The 20,067-nt window shown below is 39.5% G+C and carries 26 protein-coding genes and 2 tRNA genes; 16 read left to right on the top strand and 12 right to left on the bottom strand.

The genetic code is table 11. From position 1 onward, the window contains the following. Positions 1 to 74 precede the first annotated feature (74 nt). The 9 genes from ACXAJH_RS06495 (at position 75) to ACXAJH_RS06455 (ending at position 5,412) form a co-directional block, all read left to right on the top strand. A complete protein-coding gene (locus tag ACXAJH_RS06495) occupies positions 75 to 299 on the top strand; it encodes a helix-turn-helix domain-containing protein (protein ID WP_008635211.1) in 225 nt (74 codons plus the stop codon). A 207-nt stretch (positions 300 to 506) separates the two neighbouring features. Further along, positions 507 to 941 (top strand): MarR family winged helix-turn-helix transcriptional regulator, encoded by a 435-nt coding sequence (locus tag ACXAJH_RS06490; RefSeq protein WP_474972295.1) that lies wholly within the window; start codon positions 507 to 509, stop codon positions 939 to 941. 21 nt (positions 942 to 962) lie between these two features. Further along, on the top strand, positions 963 to 1,781 hold the full coding sequence (racE, locus tag ACXAJH_RS06485) for a glutamate racemase (protein ID WP_027955213.1): 819 nt from the start codon (positions 963 to 965) through the stop codon (positions 1,779 to 1,781). Between the two features lie 106 nt (positions 1,782 to 1,887). Further along, the gene (locus tag ACXAJH_RS06480; RefSeq protein WP_474969141.1) at positions 1,888 to 2,967 is read left to right on the top strand and encodes a GerMN domain-containing protein; all 1,080 of its coding nucleotides are present in this window, start codon (positions 1,888 to 1,890) and stop codon (positions 2,965 to 2,967) included. Positions 2,968 to 3,093: 126 nt separating this feature from the next. Next, complete coding sequence (gene rph / locus ACXAJH_RS06475; protein WP_160840747.1) at positions 3,094 to 3,855, top strand: ribonuclease PH; 762 nt, start codon at positions 3,094 to 3,096, stop codon at positions 3,853 to 3,855. Continuing rightward, the gene (locus ACXAJH_RS06470; protein WP_474989511.1) at positions 3,852 to 4,445 is read left to right on the top strand and encodes an XTP/dITP diphosphatase; all 594 of its coding nucleotides are present in this window, start codon (positions 3,852 to 3,854) and stop codon (positions 4,443 to 4,445) included. The genes rph and ACXAJH_RS06470 overlap by 4 nt, the downstream gene beginning before the upstream one ends. 15 nt (positions 4,446 to 4,460) lie before the next feature. Further along, the gene (locus ACXAJH_RS06465) at positions 4,461 to 4,985 is read left to right on the top strand and encodes a metallophosphoesterase (RefSeq protein ID WP_474993401.1); all 525 of its coding nucleotides are present in this window, start codon (positions 4,461 to 4,463) and stop codon (positions 4,983 to 4,985) included. Between the two features lie 266 nt (positions 4,986 to 5,251). Beyond that, a tRNA-Gly gene (locus tag ACXAJH_RS06460) sits at positions 5,252 to 5,325 on the top strand. A 13-nt stretch (positions 5,326 to 5,338) separates the two neighbouring features. Continuing rightward, a tRNA-Arg gene (locus ACXAJH_RS06455) sits at positions 5,339 to 5,412 on the top strand. 134 nt (positions 5,413 to 5,546) lie between these two features. Here the strand turns inward: ACXAJH_RS06455 and ACXAJH_RS06450 are convergent. The 6 genes from ACXAJH_RS06450 to ACXAJH_RS06425 all read right to left on the bottom strand — a co-directional run bounded on the left by ACXAJH_RS06450 (position 5,547) and on the right by ACXAJH_RS06425 (position 11,258). Beyond that, on the bottom strand, positions 5,547 to 6,206 hold the full coding sequence (locus ACXAJH_RS06450; RefSeq protein ID WP_474993399.1) for a hypothetical protein: 660 nt from the start codon (positions 6,204 to 6,206) through the stop codon (positions 5,547 to 5,549). Between the two features lie 86 nt (positions 6,207 to 6,292). Further along, the gene (locus ACXAJH_RS06445; RefSeq protein WP_474993398.1) at positions 6,293 to 7,459 is read right to left on the bottom strand and encodes a tyrosine-type recombinase/integrase; all 1,167 of its coding nucleotides are present in this window, start codon (positions 7,457 to 7,459) and stop codon (positions 6,293 to 6,295) included. Between the two features lie 33 nt (positions 7,460 to 7,492). Then, positions 7,493 to 7,978, bottom strand: coding sequence for an ImmA/IrrE family metallo-endopeptidase (locus ACXAJH_RS06440; RefSeq protein WP_474993396.1), 486 nt, complete (start codon positions 7,976 to 7,978; stop codon positions 7,493 to 7,495). An 88-nt stretch (positions 7,979 to 8,066) separates the two neighbouring features. Continuing rightward, positions 8,067 to 8,795, bottom strand: a complete 729-nt coding sequence (locus ACXAJH_RS06435) for an excalibur calcium-binding domain-containing protein (RefSeq protein ID WP_474993394.1) — start codon at positions 8,793 to 8,795, stop codon at positions 8,067 to 8,069. Between the two features lie 101 nt (positions 8,796 to 8,896). After that, positions 8,897 to 9,145 carry a DUF3006 domain-containing protein gene (locus ACXAJH_RS06430; protein WP_474993393.1) on the bottom strand — a complete coding sequence of 83 codons (249 nt, stop codon included), beginning with the start codon at positions 9,143 to 9,145 and terminating at the stop codon, positions 8,897 to 8,899. After that, positions 9,129 to 11,258 (bottom strand): cell wall-binding repeat-containing protein, encoded by a 2,130-nt coding sequence (locus tag ACXAJH_RS06425; protein ID WP_474993392.1) that lies wholly within the window; start codon positions 11,256 to 11,258, stop codon positions 9,129 to 9,131. Before ACXAJH_RS06425 ends, ACXAJH_RS06430 begins: the two co-directional genes overlap by 17 nt. 254 nt (positions 11,259 to 11,512) lie before the next feature. Between ACXAJH_RS06425 and ACXAJH_RS06420 the strand changes: the two genes are divergently transcribed. Next, positions 11,513 to 12,160: a hypothetical protein gene (locus ACXAJH_RS06420; RefSeq protein WP_474993390.1), complete on the top strand. Its 648-nt coding sequence runs from the start codon at positions 11,513 to 11,515 to the stop codon at positions 12,158 to 12,160. Continuing rightward, positions 12,153 to 13,343: a helix-turn-helix domain-containing protein gene (locus ACXAJH_RS06415; protein ID WP_474993388.1), complete on the top strand. Its 1,191-nt coding sequence runs from the start codon at positions 12,153 to 12,155 to the stop codon at positions 13,341 to 13,343. The genes ACXAJH_RS06420 and ACXAJH_RS06415 overlap by 8 nt, the downstream gene beginning before the upstream one ends. Before the next feature lie 191 nt (positions 13,344 to 13,534). Here ACXAJH_RS06415 and kwaB read toward each other — a convergent pair whose 3' ends face one another. The 6 genes from kwaB to ACXAJH_RS06385 form a co-directional block, all read right to left on the bottom strand. Next, positions 13,535 to 14,503 carry an anti-phage protein KwaB gene (gene kwaB / locus ACXAJH_RS06410; protein ID WP_474993386.1) on the bottom strand — a complete coding sequence of 323 codons (969 nt, stop codon included), beginning with the start codon at positions 14,501 to 14,503 and terminating at the stop codon, positions 13,535 to 13,537. Beyond that, positions 14,490 to 15,092, bottom strand: coding sequence for an anti-phage protein KwaA (gene kwaA / locus ACXAJH_RS06405; protein WP_474993474.1), 603 nt, complete (start codon positions 15,090 to 15,092; stop codon positions 14,490 to 14,492). The genes kwaB and kwaA overlap by 14 nt, the downstream gene beginning before the upstream one ends. Before the next feature lie 291 nt (positions 15,093 to 15,383). Further along, positions 15,384 to 15,929, bottom strand: a complete 546-nt coding sequence (locus tag ACXAJH_RS06400; RefSeq protein WP_474993384.1) for an HAD family hydrolase — start codon at positions 15,927 to 15,929, stop codon at positions 15,384 to 15,386. Between the two features lie 5 nt (positions 15,930 to 15,934). Then, on the bottom strand, positions 15,935 to 17,080 hold the full coding sequence (locus ACXAJH_RS06395; protein WP_474993383.1) for a DNA-processing protein DprA: 1,146 nt from the start codon (positions 17,078 to 17,080) through the stop codon (positions 15,935 to 15,937). Between the two features lie 11 nt (positions 17,081 to 17,091). Continuing rightward, a complete protein-coding gene (locus tag ACXAJH_RS06390; RefSeq protein WP_474993382.1) occupies positions 17,092 to 17,628 on the bottom strand; it encodes a ComF family protein in 537 nt (178 codons plus the stop codon). Positions 17,629 to 17,859: 231 nt separating this feature from the next. Further along, on the bottom strand, positions 17,860 to 18,249 hold the full coding sequence (locus tag ACXAJH_RS06385) for a helix-turn-helix domain-containing protein (RefSeq protein ID WP_474993381.1): 390 nt from the start codon (positions 18,247 to 18,249) through the stop codon (positions 17,860 to 17,862). A 171-nt stretch (positions 18,250 to 18,420) separates the two neighbouring features. Between ACXAJH_RS06385 and ACXAJH_RS06380 the strand changes: the two genes are divergently transcribed. The 5 genes from ACXAJH_RS06380 to ACXAJH_RS06360 all read left to right on the top strand — a co-directional run bounded on the left by ACXAJH_RS06380 (position 18,421) and on the right by ACXAJH_RS06360 (position 20,063). Continuing rightward, positions 18,421 to 18,648: a helix-turn-helix transcriptional regulator gene (locus ACXAJH_RS06380; protein WP_474993379.1), complete on the top strand. Its 228-nt coding sequence runs from the start codon at positions 18,421 to 18,423 to the stop codon at positions 18,646 to 18,648. Beyond that, a complete protein-coding gene (locus ACXAJH_RS06375; RefSeq protein WP_474993377.1) occupies positions 18,649 to 18,846 on the top strand; it encodes a helix-turn-helix domain-containing protein in 198 nt (65 codons plus the stop codon). A 72-nt stretch (positions 18,847 to 18,918) separates the two neighbouring features. After that, positions 18,919 to 19,440 (top strand): helix-turn-helix domain-containing protein, encoded by a 522-nt coding sequence (locus ACXAJH_RS06370; protein WP_474993376.1) that lies wholly within the window; start codon positions 18,919 to 18,921, stop codon positions 19,438 to 19,440. Beyond that, positions 19,437 to 19,709: a hypothetical protein gene (locus ACXAJH_RS06365; RefSeq protein WP_474993375.1), complete on the top strand. Its 273-nt coding sequence runs from the start codon at positions 19,437 to 19,439 to the stop codon at positions 19,707 to 19,709. Before ACXAJH_RS06370 ends, ACXAJH_RS06365 begins: the two co-directional genes overlap by 4 nt. A gap of 99 nt (positions 19,710 to 19,808) precedes the next feature. After that, the gene (locus ACXAJH_RS06360) at positions 19,809 to 20,063 is read left to right on the top strand and encodes an AbrB/MazE/SpoVT family DNA-binding domain-containing protein (protein WP_474993374.1); all 255 of its coding nucleotides are present in this window, start codon (positions 19,809 to 19,811) and stop codon (positions 20,061 to 20,063) included. Positions 20,064 to 20,067: the final 4 nt, after the last annotated feature.

Raw genomic sequence — 20,067 nt, 5'->3', positions numbered from 1 at the left:
ATCCCCTCATACGATACAAAGACTAAATAATTCCCCTCAAGAAAAGCTCAGGAACAACAAGGAGGGGTACGCTTGTGAAGGAGGACGGCTATCGGCCAACACAAATTCTTACCAAGCGGGAGCGAGAAGTCTTCGAGCTTCTAGTACAGGATAAGACGACAAGGGAGATCGCAAAAGAGCTCTTCATTTCGGAGAAAACTGTGCGGAACCACATTTCAAATGCCATGCAGAAGCTAGGAGTGAAAGGCCGTTCCCAGGCAGTGGTTGAACTGCTGCGTATGGGTGAACTGGAACTTTAATTCCATGATGCAGCAGAGGCTTTGGTCTGTGGATTGGAGGGAGTCCTTTCAGGTAGGGTCTGTCACGCGGTGATGATCATACCTGAAAGGGTTTTTTGTATCACCGGATACATTCACCTTGAAATTTCAGAGAGAAACGACCACAATGATACTTATCAAGTCATTTCGTTAGGAGTGCTGAATGTGGCTGAAACCCAGCAGACATCTATGATCGCAGATGTAGAGAAGGAACTTCGTTACATATCCGGGATCATTAAACAAAGAGGACGAGTTATCCTGAATCATTACTCGATTACAGCTCCGCAGTTTGTAGCGCTGCAGTGGCTGATGGAAAAAGGGGACTTAACGATCGGGGAACTCTCCAATCATATACACCTGGCCTGCAGTACGACAACGGACCTTGTCGACCGTATGGAGAAAAACGAGCTGGTTGAGCGGGTCAGGGACCCGAAGGACCGCCGGGTCGTCAGGATCCATGTACTGAGCAAAGGACAGAAGATCATTCACGAAGTGATCGAAAAACGACAGAACTACCTGGAAAACGTGTTGAGAAATGTTCCGGAAGAAGATGTGGAAACGCTGAACCGTCTGCTCCACGTCCTTCATGAGAACATGATTGAAATCGATGAAGAAGAACATTAAGCCATAAAAGAGGGATGCAGAGTGAAACAGGCAATCGGAGTCATTGATTCTGGCGTCGGGGGACTGACCGTAGCGAGAGAGTTGATGAGGCAGTTACCAAAGGAAACCTTTATCTATCTTGGGGACACGAAGCGGTGCCCGTACGGTCCACGTTCAGAGGAAGAAGTGCGGGCATTCACATGGCAGATGGTCAATTATCTGCTTGGGAAAAATATTAAAATGCTCGTTGTCGCGTGTAACACAGCGACGGCTTATACGCTGGCTGAGCTGCAGGAAGAACTGGATATCCCGGTTATCGGGGTCATTGATCCGGGGGCACGTGCCGCCATCAAGGTGAGTCAGAACAAACGGATCGGCGTCATTGGTACAGAAGGGACTATTGAAAGCAAAGCCTATCCGCAGGCGCTTGCTTCCATTGATCAGGATATCCGGGTGAACGACCTGGCCTGTCCACCGTTTGTCCCGATGGTCGAAGAGGGGATATTATCCGGTCCGAAAGCGGAAGGAATCGTTTCCCGAACGCTGCAGCCATTGAAGGACATGAATCATATTGATACATTGATCCTCGGCTGCACCCATTATCCGCTCATCAAGGATCTGGTCCAGAACGAGATGGGGGATCACATCCAGGTCATCAGCTCCGGTGAGGAAACAGCCCGTGAAGCGAGCCTGATTCTTGCCTATCACAAAGCACTGGAAACCGATGACCATACACCAAGGCATGAATTTTACACGACCGGCGATATGGAGAAATTCCGTCTCGTCGCCAACAGCTGGTTTGAAGAGCCGATTCAGATCCTGAAATCGGTAGAACTGGAACACGTATCAAGCTCCGCCTGAAACAGGCGGAGCTTTTTCATATGCTGTTCTCCTCCAAATTACCCTGGTCTATTCCAATCGAGGGCTCGTATACATGGTAGTACAATCTATCTCAGGGGGGAAAAGAATGAGAAAATACAGCTATAAATCCTTTTTGACGGCCCTGGTGCTTCTAATGTGCACGGGGCTGCTTGCCGGATGCCTGTTTGAAGGAGAACAGTCGCTGGAGAAAATGGATGCTCCGGATGAAGCTGTGACAACATCACCGGAAGAGGATGGTTCAGCACCGGAGGAGGATGGAGAGAAAGCAGAGGATTCGACAGAACAGGAATCCACAGCAACCGTCCCTCGTGAGCTTTATTTAATGGATGCCAATGGAATGATCGCCCCACAGACTGTGGAACTGCCGGCTTCTCAGGAAGTCGCTTCCCAGGCGTTGGAATACCTTGTGAAGGATGGGCCGGTCACGAATCTGCTGCCGAACGGGTTTGAAGCCGTTCTGCCGGCAGGAACAGAAATTCTTGGGTTGAATACGGAAGAAAATGGAACGCTTGTCGTCGATGTGTCGGAGGACTTTAAAAATTACGAGGCCAAGGATGAAGAGAAAATTCTTCAGGCGATGACCTACACACTCACTCAGTTTGACAACGTGAAGCGGATTAAGCTGTGGATCAACGGACACGAGCAGGAAGTCATGCCTGTAGACGGGACCCCGATCTCACAGGGCGTCTCCCGGGCGGACGGGATTAATAACAACGTCGGCGTGCAGCGCGATGTGCTGAACAGCAAGGCCGTTACCGTCTACTTCCCTGCCCAGAACGGGGAGCAGGTGTACCACGTTCCTGTCACCACGCGTGTCGCTGAAGACAGTGATGAATATGCGGCAAGAGTAGAGGCCCTTTTTGAAGGGCCTGAGCTCGGCAGCTCTTTGACCAACCCCTTCCATGAAGGGGCAGAAATGGTCAGCTCCCGGCTGGAGAACGGCGTCCTCGCCCTTTCCTTCAATGAAAAAATCCTGACAGGATCAGATCAGCCGGCCCTGTCTGATGCTGCCCTCGCCAGTCTTGTGTTAAGCATGACGGATCTTGAGGATGTGGAATCGGTCGAAGTTCAGGTCGAAGGATCGGAGCAGGTCATCAATGAAGCGGGTGAACCGCTCGCCGAGCCTGTGTCAAGAACCGACATCAGCGGTGCTGAAGAAATGTAAAACCAGGCGCTTCAGAAGTGAATCACTTTTGAAGCGCCTTTTACGTTCATGAATAACTACCCGCACGTATGTAATTTGTGTTAAGATGGGCAAGGATAATGATGAAGAAAAAGGAGGTCATCATTGATGCGAAATGATCAACGCGAAGTCAATGAATTAAGAACCGTTACAATAGAAACCGATTATGTGAAACACCCGGAGGGATCTGTACTCATCAGCTTTGGAGATACAAAAGTGATCTGTAATGCCAGCATTGAGGACCGAGTGCCTCCTTTTTTACGTGGTCAGGGCAAAGGCTGGATTACAGCTGAATACGCCATGCTTCCAAGAGCCACGGAATCACGCAACATCCGTGAATCTTCCAAAGGAAAGGTGTCCGGCCGGACGATGGAAATCCAGCGCCTGATCGGCCGTTCCCTTCGTGCGGTCGTCGATCTTGATAAAATCGGAGAGCGCACCATCTGGGTCGACTGTGACGTCATCCAGGCTGACGGTGGAACACGTACAGCTTCCATTACAGGTGCCTTTGTGGCTGTTGTGCTTGCCCTTGGAAAGCTTGTGAACAAAAAATCCATCAAAGAACTGCCGATCACCGACTACTTGACGGCGATTTCCGTCGGTGTACTGCCGGACGGTAAAGAGATCCTTGACCTCTGTTACGAAGAGGACAGCCGTGCCGAAGTAGATATGAACGTCATCATGACCGGCAAAGGCGAGTTCGTAGAACTGCAGGGAACAGGAGAAGAAGCAACCTTCTCTATGCAGCAGCTTCAGAAAATGCTTTCTCTTGCCGATGAAGGTGTCCAGGAGCTGATCAAGCTTCAGGAAGAAGCAATCGGAGAGTGGGCAGACGTGATTCGTGCTAAAGCCGGAGCCGCCAAAGCATGAAGGAACTATTAATCGCCACTAAGAATGAAGGGAAGATCAAAGAGTTCCGCGAGATGTTTTGCAAATACGGCATCTCCGTCGTTTCCCTTCTCGATCATGATCCTTCCATCGATATTGAAGAAACCGGTAAAACGTTTGAGGAGAATGCCGTCATTAAAGCAGAAGCGATGATGCGTGCCTTGAACATCCCTGTTGTAGCCGATGATTCCGGTTTAGAGGTCGATGCCCTGAACGGAGAGCCGGGGGTTTATTCCGCCCGCTATGCAGGAATAGAAAAAGATGACGAAAAAAATACAGCTAAACTGCTGAACGAGCTGAACGGAGTGTCCGAAGAAGAACGGACCGCCCGTTTCGTCTGTGCCGTAGCCGTCGCACGACCGGGAGAAGCGACGTTTACGAAGCGTGGAACGTGTGAAGGCCGAATTGCCGGGGAGCCGCAGGGAGAGCAAGGGTTCGGATATGATCCTGTGTTCATCCCGGAAGGCTCCAGCCGGACGATGGCTGAGCACACGTCCGACGAAAAGAACGCCATCAGCCACCGTCATCATGCCATCGTGCAGATCGAAGACTGGCTGAAAACTCAATCCTGAAAGTGGGGATGAAGGATGCCGAAAGTACTCATCATCAGTGACACACACGGACTAACCGACGAAGTAATGGAAGTGAAAGAACGTCACAGTGACGTGGATGCTATGATCCACTGTGGCGACTCCGAGCTCTCCTACGGATCGAAGGAGCTGGAAGGCTTTCATTATGCCAAAGGAAACTGTGACTTCGAACCCGAAATGGAAAACGATCAGGTTTTCACTGTCGGAGACATCACATTCCTCGTCACGCACGGGCATTTGTTTCAAGTGAAATCCACCCTGATGCCCTTATCCTACAGAGCGGAAGAAGCTGGAGCCCAGATCGCCTGCTTCGGACATTCACATATTGCAGGAGCGGAAAAGGTGAAGGACGCCCTCTTCATCAATCCGGGAAGCGCAAGACTTCCACGTGACCGCGAAGAACCGACCTACGCCATTCTGGAGTGGGAGGATCTCGATCACGTCCGCCTGCAGTATTACCATGTGAACGGGCAGAAAATTGACGGTCTCTCCATGGAAACAGCAGTAGCAGCAAAGAATTAAAATTCTTTGCTGCAATCTGTTGACATATAAGCGAATCCCTAATATAATAATTCTTGTCCGCTTCAAAAGGACGTTAAAAAATATCTTTTGAAACACACATACATAGCTTTACATGCGAGTGTAGTTTAGTAGTAAAACCTCAGCCACGAGCTGAACTTCTACCGAATCCACTGCGAGTTGCCCCGACGGACTTTACTTCCCTGCGAAGCTTTCAGAGGAAGGGGCATGCTGCGAAAGATAAATGTGGCTGAAACACATTTACATATGCGGGTGTAGTTTAGTGGTAAAACCTCAGCCTTCCAAGCTGATGATGAGGGTTCGATTCCCTTCACCCGCTCCATACATATTTATTTGTCCCAGTAGCTCAGCTGGATAGAGCAACAGCCTTCTAAGCTGTGGGTCGGGAGTTCGAATCTCTCCTGGGACGCTAAATGAGAAAACGCTGAAACCTTTGATATATAAGGGTTTCAGCGTTTTTCTTTATATGTGATGATTTGAGCTGTTTGCATTAAAAAACCCCATTTGGGGCAGAAATGGGGCAGGATTTTACCAGATTCACTTTTATTGATCGATTAAGCTGAATTGCGCTAATGCATCAGATTTGAATTTATCAGGAATTTCTTTTTCATTATCAGATAGGTACATCTCCAGTTTAGGTTTCAACTCAGTCATGAGTTCATTGTATTCCGTTATGTATTCATTAAAGTGAGAATGATAATAGGACAAAAATCTTTTCTGAAATTTTTTTGTGAGCTCACCTTTGCTTTCATGTCCTGTAAAAGGATCCATGATTTTCGGGACATAAACTATGTTCCAAGGAGCTGTAAACAAGTAAGGGTTTTTCGTTCGTCCGAAGATATGCGAAACTTGAAAGTTCCTAAGCCTGTTATACTTAGTTGTGGGTTTTTCCTGTCTGGAATATCCTGTTAGCCTTTTTAATAACTTTGTTGGTTCAGCATTATTAGTTGGGTCTTTATAAAATCCCCCATGCTCAAACAGTGTCTCATATAATCTCAGGTATAAATCCGTTCCTTTAGCGTCTCTCCCATATCCTCTGACGAATATTTTTTCTTTTCCACTGTAAATATTCTTTTTTAAAATTTCCCATTCTCTTCTTACGAGATTGTCAGGAATTACAATGGTTTCATCAATACCAAATTCAATCATTTGTTTTTCATCGATGTTGAATTTCTCCATAAATAATTGGTATCCATCAATCACTTGTTTCACTCCTTGTATTTGAAAAATAAAACAGCGTACATAAAAATGCACGCTGTAGCTAATTATTTTACCACATACTTTAATACTTAGGATTCTTTTTGATTGAAGAAGGTGTTGAAGTGTTCCGCAGCTACTTGATCAACCTCTTCTATATGATGTCCATAAATGTCCATAGTAGTTCCAATCTTGCGGTGCCTTACCCTTTGACTAATGGACTTGGTAGGGACATTTTGTTGGATTAAGTAAGTCACGGAGTAGTGCCTCAAATCATGGAACCTAATACCTTCGATATTATGACGCTTCCTAAACCGTGCCCACCATTGACTGACACTATCCGGACGCATGGGCTTGCCTAATTCGTCAGCAAAAAGGAAAACCCTATTGGGATCGTATTGCCGATCCCTGGTCCGGATAAATTCTTTCTTACGCCTGGCTTTAATTTGAGTAACCATCTCCAACAGCTTACCAGGAATTGAAGCTGTACCCTCCATGCCGTTTTTAATTTCTTTGATAAGTAATTCTCCGTTCTGTTGTTGTGAAAGAGACTGTTCAAAAAGAATAGCGCTTTTTTCATTAAGTATATGTTTTTCCTCTAATGCAACGAGTTCGCCCTCTCTACATCCAGTTACAAATGCAATCCAAAACATTACTTGTTTCTCAAAAGGTTCATGGTTAATGCAATTGATGAGGTGATCTATCTTATCTCTTGAATAGGAGAGAGGTTTCTTCTGTTTAACAGTAGGCGGCTTTATATTCCTTGCAGGATTCTTTTTTATTAGGTCAAACTCATCTGCAGCTGTTAACATGCTTTTAAAAGCCTTGTAACAGTTTCTGATAGTTGAAGGAGATAATGCTTCATCTTTACCATCTAATCTATTTTTAGAGTACTTTAATTCATCTAGAAAGTTAACTACATGCATAGCGTTAATATCAGACAACTTTAGATGGCCGTAACCTGGTAGAATTCTTTTTTCAATTATACTCATATACTCTCTTAATGTCCGAGGAGAAAGTTTGTCTCCCGCATACTTCTTAACCCATTCCTGATAAAAGTCTTCGAGTCTTGTGTAGTTGGGTTTAGAATAATCCCCACTCAAAACTTCTGCTTCAAATTTTGCAAGCTCTTGTTTAGCAAGTGTTTTGTTCTTAACCTTTACGTTTTTTCTTTCTCGAATTGGTTTTCCTTTTTTATCGTAACCAGTTACTATAGACAGTCTAAATGAACCTTTACCACGTTTCTCAATACTTCCCATGAGATCACCCCTGTATCTAGTTTAGTTAAAGATCTAAAAAGAGCTGGTACAATAAGAACGTCTCTTTATTTGGTTCAATCGTTCTTTGCATAAATCATAAGAGACACCAAAATCATTTACCCATCTTTCTAACAGTTCTGGGTCGCCTATGTCGTACTTTTTAATCATATGTAAGGGAAGAGCAGCATAAAGAGTGAAATGCTTTGCATCGCGCTCTTGCAGCTCCCTAAAAGCTTCCGGCATCATGGACTGCTTGCCAACATGACGAATAGCGTGGCAGAGTTCATGAAAGAAGTGTTCACGTTGAACTAAATTATCAAGTGTATTATTGAGAACAATTTCTTTGTACCGACCAAATCGGACGTATCTACTTTGCATAGGTTTGTAGTGAATGAAAATTTCATATTTCATTGCAATTTTCCTTAGGCTTAAGTCCATAGGAGATATGAAACGGTGCTTAATGTACCAATTTGATACCCAGTCTTCTAGTGCGGTTGTAGTGTATTGTGGGAAATTCATACTAATCACCTTCCTCATTGGTTATTATAAGAACAAACGTTCCCTTTTTCAACGAAAAAAAACCGCCAAATAAAGGCGGTCCTAAATATTATTCACATCCAATACCGTCACCGTCGCGGTCAAGATGTGATCCATAACCTGGATCACCCCGCCGTACAGGCGCAGCGCCAGCTGCCTTGGCTGCACTACAATTTTTAAAATAGGTACTGCTACTACTCCCGCCACTATTACTACTATTGGAAGAATTACTTGAGGATGAATTATTTGAGCTAGAGCTGCTTGATGCAACTGATTGTAAATCCTCAACTTTCGCCTGTAAAGATGATTTATCACCCTCAAGTTGGCTAATTTGGTCTGCTTGGTCATCTATCTTATTTTTTAAGCTTTCGATTTCCTCGTTTAGCTTTTCTTTTTCACTGTCATAGCTTTTAGCAGAAGTTTTTAACTTATCTAATTCATCGGTCTTGCTTTTTAAATTCTTCTTGTTGTCTTCCAGTTTAGTTTCCAAATCCGTTTTGCTTGAAGAGACTTCCTCAAGCTGAGTAGACAAATCTTTGTTTTCTTCTTTTAGTGAATCTGCTTCTTCGGTTAATGATTCATTCTTCTCTATTTCTTCTTGCAATTGCGCTGCTGAAGTATCGTCATAAAACGATATTCCGGCTATCATAAAAATAAGGCCGCCAATCAACAAAGGATAGAGCATTTTTTTGGAAAGTACTCTTTCCTTCTTTTTTGCTTTACTGATTAAGTGATATGTAAGGTAGATAAGAGCAACCAGCAAAGCTAAAAGACCTAATAAAAATAGAAACACAAACATCTAAAAAACCCCCTTTATAGATAAGATAATTTTACTATAAATCCCTTATTTTAACTATATAAATAATACAAAAAGCACCTAATTAATTAGGTGCTTTCAAATTACTTATTTTTAAGTTTTTTCAATAAATTATCAGCAGCTTCTTGGGCTTGTTTAGTTTCTTCTGCTAAAATAGTGGCTGTTTTGATATTACCATCCTTTAATACAATATCTAAAATATCGCCTTCTTTAGCAGTAGTGGGTAGCTGATATTTTTCGATATTTACAAGTTGTTTTTCATTTGATCTATACAAAAGCACAGCATATTTTCCTTCGAAGCGATCAAGAGTGTATTTACCGTTTGAATTCATCAATCAATCCCCCTTGAGGATCATATAGTCTTGCGGTATCACCATTATTATCCCAAAGATAAGCTCTGGACCATTGTAATACACTGGGTCGATTCTCATAAGAGTTTCTTCCAGAGGTTATAGTGACGGTATCACCTTTCTTAAGTGTGTAATCACTAGGGAAGTCAAAGGTTTGATTGCCATCAACACTTACTAATATCCAACCTTCCATTGAAATGTTTCTGCTATCGATGTTTTTTATCTTAACAGTTTCTGCATCAAGGTCTAAGTTAGTAATATCAAGCTTTCCTGTGGTTGGTTCTGGATCTGGCACTGGATCGGGGTCCGGTTCAGGAGCTGGATTGTCTGACCCGCAAGCTGATGGAGAGGAACTTGCTGACATATTGTTACCATTTGTTGAAACAACTACATCTTCACCATTCAGTTCCCAAATAGTTGAGTAATCTAACCCTAGTCCTCTAAGTCGGTTAATTACTTCACTGTCAGGGTGTCCATAAGGATTATCAATACCTGCAGAAATAACTGCAAATTCAGGGTTCACTTCATTCAAGAACTTAGGTGTAGAGCTTGAGCTTGATCCGTGATGACCTACTTTGTAAATTTCTGACGAAACGTTGAAGCGATCTACCATATTAGATTCAGCTTCAGCTTCTGCATCACCAGTCAAAAGATAATCCATATCTCCATAAGTTACTTTTAAAGCTACAGAAGCATTGTTGTTATCAGAGTAACCCTTACCGTTGTTTAAAACTTGAATATCAATAAGAGGATCCACATCTACATAAGAACCAACTTCCGGAACTTCAAATTCGATATTTTTTTGATCAATTAAATTCAGGTAATCGTAGTATGTCTGTGAAGTATGTGATTTTCCACTGTCAATAACTTTCTCAACAGGGAACTCATTAAGAACATCGAGCAATCCACCGATATGATCAGCATCTGGATGGGTTGCTACAACTAAATCTAAAGAATCAACACCATGATCCTCTAAATAGCAAACAACATCGTCTCCAGCGCCTTGTCTACCTGCATCGATTAGAATGTTTTTACCATTAGGTGTTTGAATGAGTGTGCTGTCACCTTGTCCTACATAAATGAAGTGAGCTTCAAGGTCACCAATAGATAAAAGGTTAGAAGCAACCTGACTAGAAATGGCATTGGTTCCACCTAGGATGACTGCTTTACCATCAAGAGTAGAAATGTACTCTTTTGTTTCTTGGATAGTAGCAGTAGGGTGGGATAAAACGATTCCCATATCTAATTTATTTGCTAAGCCTGAGGCTGCTACAGCATCTGGATAATCTTCAGTAGTCTTACTTACAGATATTCCTCGTACAAGAATAAAATCATCGTTTGAAGTATTCAACTCCTTGGCAGCATTTATATTGGTAATGTAACGGTTTTTACCCGAGATACGATCAACTGTGATGCCATCCTGTTTAAGGGAAGATTCAACACCAGGACTAACTACACCTGTACCGCCATAGATCGTTACCTTGTCGACATTACTAGGTAAGTCGGATGGAATTCTATCTTTAGTAGAAAGATAGATTGGAACTTCATTAATAGCTGAATAGCTGGAAGCAGAGAGAGCGTCAGCTACAGTTTGACCGTTAACTAGTATAGCTTCTGAGTTATTCTCTGTTCCTGCTTCTTCGTTGATAGCCGATGCCGTTTCATATCTGTTCTTACCACTTACACGTTCAACAGAATAGTTTTTACTTTTAAGATCAGAAATAACACGGTTGCTAATGGCATTGGTTCCACCAAGAGCATAAATTTTCTTTGTTCCAAGTCTCTTTAGTTCATTATGTACAGAACTTGGAAGAGTGTTGGTGCTTGTAAGCAAGATTGGAGCTTCTTTAACACCGGCAAGACTTGCGGCAGCTAAAGCATCGGCTGGGTTATCAGCTCTTGCTAACACTACTGCCTTTTCACTAGTTTCTAAGCCATTAGGCCATCCTTTTTTAGAGATAGCAATAGCTGTCTCATAACGATTGTCACCTTTAACTCGTTCAGAACCATCAGCAGCGTTAACAGTAGTAGAAACCTGATATACTAATGACAATGAGAGCAGGAAAATAGTTATTAAACTAACAAACTTTTTCATTTATACACTCCTTGTAAATTTATGTAATACACTGATTATATTATCATATAAAGGATTGTATCAAACAGGTATTTATGAAGTTTGTACCAATTTGTGCTGTTGTCATATAATGTGGAAAATTCATGAATGTCACCGTCCTTAAAGTAGATCACACGAACTTTTGGTCTTATTTTCAACAAAATCGTTTCGGTTGCAAAAATGCCATAAAAGTTGTAAAGTATGTGCATAGATGAAATGTGGAAGGTGGTCTACTATTGGATAACTATATTGTTCCTGACAACGTTAAAGGTATGATAAAGGACAACATCCCAATAAAACTTAGGTTGGAATTGGTTAATGGAGTGAGGAAAGCTTATAAAATTGTTTATCAATTAATTGAAGATACTCCTTTGTTTAATTGGGAAATTGGTGAATATCATATAGGTTATTTAAAACACATCGCAGTGCAATTTGTTATTCAAAATGAAGTAGATTTAGAGGCGTATAGTTTTGAAAAGACCATATATAGAAGTACGAAAGGCTATCCCTATTTGCTGTTGCGGAATGATACATGCGAAATTACAATTAGCCAAACTTCAAGTCCAGAAACGATAGCTAGGCCAGCCTATTTTAGAAAGAAAAAGCAACAGGCTAACCAAATTCGTCTTAACTTGTTTAATGAAGACTTACAGAGTACAATTGACTCTCAACCAAGTTATCTTCTTTTGTCTCACGGTTATCAATCTAAAGTGCCAGAGTTCATTAACTTAGGTATGCCTAGTGAACAAGGTTGGATCGACCGAATTAATCTTGTAGAGCAACCGTTAATTGTAGAAAATGAACTGGAGCATGAAGAAAAGATTGATGAAGGTACGCTGGTTGGTTTTAAAGATTACTTAAAAGGAGTGGAAGAAGGTGAATAAGAAATCTTCATCCGGTGTTAATTCATTTCAACCCTCTAGATTGAAAGAAGCTCGCGAGTCAAGAGGGTTGACCATTTCTGAATTAGCTAAGGGTGTAGGGGTTTCTCACCAATCTATTTCGAAGTATGAAAATGGAAGAGCAAAACCAGGTCAATTAACTCTAAATAGGATTTGTAATAAATTAGAATTTCCTATTCAATTTATGTTAAAAGAGCCTTTAAGTATTAGTGAGAAAGTGACCTATTTTCGTAGTAGAGCTAACGCAACTGTAAAATCCAAAAAAATTCATCAATCGAGATTAGGTTGGGTAGAAGAGATTTATTCCTACATCCAAGAGATATTAGACTTACCTAAGGTAAATATTCCAATTGCAAATCATGCTGAAAACTTTGAACCAACGCCATTTTCTGAAATAGAAGATATAGCAAATGATTTAAGAAAACATCTTGGAATAGGAAAGGGGCCAATATCTAACGTTGTACTCTTATTGGAGAAAAATGGGGTAATTATATCAAGGTCAGAATTCGGGGATTATAAAATTGACGCTTGTTCTAAATGGAACGAGAATAACACGAGACCTTTCATGATGTTAGGTAATGATAAAAACTCTGCAGCAAGATCTAGGTTTGATGTTGCGCATGAGCTTGGCCACTTAATTTTACATCCGAATCTTTCGTGGAGAGAATTTAATAATAAGACCAATTTTAAGATTATTGAAAAAGAAGCAAACTACTTTGCAACGGCTTTTCTATTGCCATCTTCTAGTTTTGGAAGTGAAATATATTCCACATCATTGGAAAGTTTTATTAGCCTGAAGGAACGATGGAAGGTTTCAATTCAAGCTATGGCTTATCGCGCTAAAGAATTGGGGCTAATTACATCACACCAATTTATTAATGTGAGGAGAAGATTGGCAAAGAAAGATTGGTTACAAGTGGAACCTCTTGATCAAGAATTAAAACCTGAAAATCCTCGTATTTTAAAAGAGAGTCTTGAACTAATCTTAGAAAATAATGTAGTACCTAGAGAGGAACTCTCAAATATTATCGGTATTTCTTCAAAGGATATAGAAATTCTAGCTAATTTGAATAGTGGATACATTAATCAAGAGGAATCTAAAGTTTCCAAAGTGCTTACTTTTCCTCCAAGAAGTAAAAAAGGGAGTAATTCTTCCTTTAAATAATTTCGACTCAAGTGAATCTTTAATTACAGTTTCTTTGTTAGCAAGACCAAAAGAGTATTAAAAATGAACCATCCTCCTCATGAGGATGGTTCATTTTTTTAGCATTTTCTCTCTTGAAGGACTATTTTGGCATTATTCTTTTTATTATTAAAGAAATCAATTCTCAATAATTTCTAGTTCTTATCTGCTTATCATTCCTTTGTTACGACAGAATCTTTTGCGAAACTATCATAATAAATTTCAGTAAGCTTAGAGTGTAAGAAATCATCATTTAATAGTTTTACAAACAAATTTTTGGATTTCTTAGAAGTAAGGATAATCTTATCTTCAGAGTCATTGAATTTGAATCTTCCTGTAAGTGATGGGTATTCTTTTGCAAATTTTATAATTGATGACTTTGGAACAGTTCCAAGTACAGGGGAAGAAGCTCTTATTCTTGTTAATTTTCTTGCAAATGTCACATCATCAATCTCCTCTTTTAAATCTTCAGGATTGTCTAAGAGATCGGTTTCTACTATTGTTTCTATACAGTTTTCGGCGTTCTGCTTAATAATTCTATGAAATCCGAAGAATTTCTCTAATACTTTGATATTTTCGATAAATAGATTGCCGTTAATTTGAAATAAATCAAATGAAGAATTGACACGGACGATATCATCTTTCAACTTTGTAAATCTTGTGTTATTGTCAAAATTCATTTTTTTGAGACTGAAGCTATCTTTTCTAAAGATGTTAACTGGATAATGTTTTTTATATGTTACTAGCGTATTTTCATCATGAGAAATCATAGTAACTATACTATAGATTGCGCGCAAATCGTCTCTAATAAAAGAGAAAGTATTTAGATCTTGGTTCTGAATGATTTCACTAATCACTGTTAAATCCTCAGGCACCTCATCCAAATCATACTCATATAGTACATTGTTACGATCATCAGCATTTGAAATAGATAATACACTCAAATCTTTATCAGAGACTATGCTTTCTTCAATTTGCTCTACTAGCTGATCGGTTAACTCCCTTTGTGCATCATCTTCTAAATCGACAAATCTAATAGTGGTTTCATTATCTTTGCGCAGGACGAAATACACCTCTGCGAGTACTTCGCTTTTGTTATTTATAAAATTATTTAACAAGATATCCAAGTCATTTTTTTCCATTCTCAACCCTCGCATAAAAAATGTTGTCATTCAAATCTTTGTAGCTAACTTTTGACCCTACATCAACCCTTTCTCTGGTTATTATAATAATATCGTTCTTCATAACGTTGTTTCGAAACTTGCCGTTTACTTTGTAAATGCGATAACCTAACAAAGCTAATGATGGATTAGCGTAATAGATGTCAGTTTTAATATATATTCCGCCAATAGTAATAAGTAAAATGAAAAGTACAATAATATATTTTATTTTACTTAGGTCAAAAGCAATCAGAGGTACGATATATGTGGACAGAAATGTAAGGTGCTCATAGTTAACATTTTGCACTTTCATAACTTCAAATGGAGTTTTTTTACTTCCCTCAAGCTTGTACTTAAAACGTTGAACAAATATAATCCCTGTTATTAGCAACAAGATAGAGATGATTGGGATAATATTTGTCTTGAATAAATAAAAAGTACCTACATACTCCCAATTCGATCCAAAGTAAATTGGAATATCGATTGTTACTATAACTATTAGAAGAAATAGCAACCAAAGAGATATAATATATAATTCGACTTTTTCCCATAACGCTGACTTTGATTTTATTATGACTCACCCCTGGAATTATCCAAGCAAATAGTATGCTGCTTTTATTAATTAGTTTCTATTTTAGTGCAGAAAATCCTGCATAATTTGACAGATACTCCTGAATTACTCTAAAAAACAAGAAAGTTAGGAGCAATCTAGAGATATGTTTTTAGCATAGTACACTGTTAGTACCGTTCTTCATGAAATGCGCTAACATAAAATACCCATTTTGATTTTTATTCTTATACGGACGTTTTTTATTGGCTTCAATAAAAAACCCCCCCCTTAAAAACGGAGGAGTTTGCAGGTTTAATTTTTTTCAGGGAATACTGGTGTATGTTCATCCACTGTTTGATATTCTAAAAAATTCAGAAGCTCACTTACTTCATCGAAAACAATTTCTGCACCAGCATCATATAAATCGTTTTTTGAATGTACTCCCCAACTCACCCCATATGCACTTATCTCTGCGTTTAATGATGCTTCAATATCTTTCACATCGTCACCAAATGAGAGTACGTCAGAAGGATTTAACTTTAAGGAATTAATCGACTTCAACATGGGTTCTGGATTTGGTTTTCTGTTTTTTACATCGTGATATGCTATTAGCGAATCAAAAGCGATATTGTGATAGTTTAAGATTTTTTCTGCGTATGGGCGCGGTGCCATTGTAACAATAGCTATCTTCAAGCCTTTTTGATTGATATAACCAAGCAAGGTTTCTATTCCCTCATATAAGCAAGTGCTATTCAGGTTTACATAACAGCTTCTCCAGTCCCTGTTTGTTCTGAAGTTTTTTAACGAGGTTGAATCAATCAACGTTTCGTCTAAGTCGAAAATTATACCTTTCAACAACCTAGTCACTCCTTGTTATACCAATGTTTTTTCAGATAACCATATATCTCGTTCAGGTCAAAGCCTGATTGTTTACCCAAATCACAAAGTTCTTTCGCTGTCTTTTCAAATTTCTCATTTTCCTTTTTCTTTTCCTCATTTTTCAAATTGGAATTAAATAAGTCTTCTTGTACATTATTAGAGATTTCTTTAATGTTTACATACTTCTTATTTTTCGAGTCTTGTTTAGTTATGAGAGAAGACATAATTTTGTCCAACTCTTTATAATCCTTTTTGTTATTTAGGACGTATACATCTTCTTCAGACATTAACTTATGAATCCCTTTGTAAACTGAAATCTCTTCATGACCATCTTCTGAGGGAACCGGACAGAACAAAATTCTTTTTTGATCCCTTGAAAATTTTATTGTGTGCTGAGTGCCGCCCCTAATATCCGTTTGGACTGGGCATACTCCAAGGCTCATCCCACTTTGTAAACGGTCTCTTTGGACGAAACTTGCTTTATAGGGTCTGGAACCTGGAGGATATTCAGAAACCAACAATCCATTTCCCTGAACAATTTTTTCAGCAAGAGCTTTATTTTTTGCCGGGTAGATTGACTTGGCATCTACACCTCCGGGAAGTATTGCAATTGTCTTACCTTGTGCTTCTAGAGCACCTAGATGTCCTGCAGTATCTATTCCTTCAGCTAAGCCACTTACGATTACATAATCAAGACTAACAAAAACTGATGCCACTTTAGCAGCAGCGTTTCGGCCTTTTGGAGTTGCTCTCCTAGTGCCAATTACTGCAATTTTCTTTGGAATGTTCAATGACTCTAGGTTCCCCCTACAATACAGGATTGGAGGGGGGGATTCTATTTCTCTTAAGGAATCAGGGTATCTATGATCAGATATTGAAACTACTTCGATATCTTGCTTTTTGAAGTTGGATATTTCTTGTTCACTTTCGTACATCAAGCTTCGTAAATACTCCCTATCATTAAGTGCATTCGATACTTTTTTGTTATTAATAGATTGATGTAACAAATCTTCATTTGAAAATGCAATGTCTTGCAATTTTAAGTTCGGAAACAGCTTATATATATTGGCTAATGTTTTAGAGCCTACCCCAGGAATTTTAGAGAGGGTTAACCATAAAGTTGCGCTCAATATTATCACCTCTAATTTCTAATGGTTTTACCTAAGGCTAACATCACTACTCTTCTTGCACCACTCTCAATTAAAATGTCCCTACACGCCTCCAAAGAATTACCAGTTGTAGTTATATCGTCTAATAGTAACACTTCATTATTTTCTATTAAATTTTGATTAACTACTCTAATGCTATCGTAGTGTACCTCTTTGTTTCTATCGCCACCATGAGCAGCTTTCATAATGGAAGCATGGCGATCTAAACAGTGAGTTGCATCGATTCTGTTGGCTGCTGCTAATTGTTGAGCTAATTTTCTAATGCCAGAGTATTTATTCTGAGAATTAGAAGAGGGTACATGACAAATAGGAACGTTTTCATTCAAAAGAGGATTAATTCGATCAAAAAAATAGGAGATTCCAGCTTCTTTTCCATCCTTTAAATCAAGAATTAATCCACTATTTTTATCAAAGTCTGCGTTCTTAGTGCCGTCAGCGTTCCAGTATGGATGATATTCGTGAACCTTAATTATTTTTTTTCCACTGAATTGTTTATGATTAAAGACCAAAAGTAGAACCCCCTAACAGAATATAGTTCTATTATAGGGGGTAATTGGCATTATTGGTAGTAATTTCATTTTAATATTGTAAGGAAAAAGTCATTTTGTTATTGGCTTTATCTCAAATGTACTATTTTCTCGGAGTGTACACTGTTTTGTATGTCAGCAATGATTTATTAATTCTAAGGTTAATGTTTTTAAGTAAGGTCATTCTATTAATCAGAATTATACAGTTAACTATTAATTCGAATTCTTAGATTTCTGCACTAAATATTGAAAATAACTCTCTAGTTCCTTGATCTGTTCAGGACTCATCGACTTCCACTTCTCAATATCGAAGAAAGCCATATCATCGATTTCGTATTTCTCAAGAAGTCGGTTAATATCCTTTAAAGAATTGTCTTCACTATTAGAAGTCTCGGTGCTTTTTAGAGAATCAGATCTTCCTAGCAGATAATCTACGGTAACATCAAAATAATCAGCGATTTTTTGTAAGGTGTCATAATCAGGGTTTCTTTTTCCTTGTTCGTACATAGCGTAGGTGGTCCTCGCTACACCAAGCACTCTTGCTAGTTCATCCTGCTTTAGTTTAGAATCTTTCCGTAATTGAGCTAAACGCTTATTTAGCATAATTATTTACCTCTCATTTTCATATTAGTCTTATTATAACTTCACAATTTGTGAAGTTAAATAAATGACTCAAAACGTGTAATTAATTATTATTTCGGGTTGACAATTACACGTATAGTGACATATACTATGTACATCGAGACACATAATGTGTACATAGGAGGTGTCATTATGAGGAAGTGGCTTTACGATATCCGTAAAGAAAAAAAACTAACACAAGCTGAGGTAGCTTATATGTCAGGTATTGCTAGGACTACCTATTCCATGATCGAGACAGGGGAACGAGGGGTAAGTGTACAAAATGCTAAAGCTATTTCAATTACCTTAGGGTTTTCATGGACCATTTTTTTTGATGAATCATGTCACGAATCGTGTAATATATCTAAGGGGGTGATCTAAATGAATAGACGAACAATGACAGTCATAGAAGCAGCTGATTATCTCGGTGTATGCAAAGACACCATCTACACTATGGTACGCACTAATGAAATTCCACATTTCAGACTGCGACGCAGAATTTTCTTTTCACAAGAAACCATCGACGCTTGGATTAATGAACAAGAACAAAACCTCATCCAAGAATCAGAGGCTATGTAATAACTCAACTTTAGATTAGCACCATGACAACTAAATAATGGTACCTCGTTAGGTACAAAAGGAGAGCTATTAATGAAGAAAAGTAAAGCAGCTCGAATGATGAAAGAAGCAAGGGTGCAGAGTGGAAAGACTCAGCAACAACTTTCCATGGACATGTTCCAGTCACGTGAGTACGTAGCCAAGCAAGAGAATGGGGAGAGAAAGATCACACCCTCAACGGTCCAACATTTTACTGAAACATACAACGATCCTTGGCTAGCTTTAGAAGCTGCCTTTGAATATACCGGTTGGGGAGTAACCAGGTTGGATGGACCAGCCGTAGACCTTCACCGATCGGCAGTTAGAGAAAAGGCCATGGAAGAACTCCGAGAGGCTTTGGAAGCGATGGAACAAGTGAAGCTCACCAAGAATCCTTCATTTACTCAATCATTTGAACTTCAAGACATTGAACGTTCAGCTCGTGAACATATCGATGTTATCGGTGCTTCAATAACTTATGTTGCCACATTGTGTGATGAATATAACCTGAGTTGGAACCAACTTTGGGAGGATCATCATAGAAAACTTCAATCCAGGGGGTACGTTACGACATGAATAACTTAGATAACTACTTAGAGCAGGATGCAGGTGTAGCAGCAAAGGAAATTCGCTGTCTTTTTGATCTAAAGAGTAAACAGGAAGAAGCAATCGTCCAAGGGGACTTTACACAGGCAAAAATGATCGGTGCTGATATCTTAAATAGCTTAAACGAATTGGAGTTTTTACGCGAAAGAAAAATGAATCATGACAGCTTAAGAAAAGTGGCTGTAGAAATGAAGGACCAAGGGATTACAGTGGCGATTGTGAAGTATGCGTATGAGTAGGAAGAATAATTTATTGGACTTTACTTATGTGTTCTTGTTCTTTGTGTCATTCGGAATTTTATATTTCTCGTTTATTTCTTATTAAAAGGAGAGTTTTTAATGAAAGCATTAGGCATTATTCGAAAATTAGATGAACTAGGGAGAGTTGTCGTACCAAAGGAAGTCAGAGACGCTCAAGGCTGGGAACCAAGGCAACCTCTTGAAATGTTTATGGAGGAGGATTCTTTAATCATTCGTCCTTATGGTAGAGAGCAAGAAAAGCAACAGGCGCTCGAAGACTTGGCTTATATGCAAGCATTTTTACCTAAAGAAGCTCAAGAAGCTGTGAAGAGGGTTATGAATTATGTTGAATAATAAA

Source organism: Halobacillus sp. ABD4_316, assembly GCF_056161385.1.
This window is presented reverse-complemented; position numbering and strand designations above follow the sequence as displayed.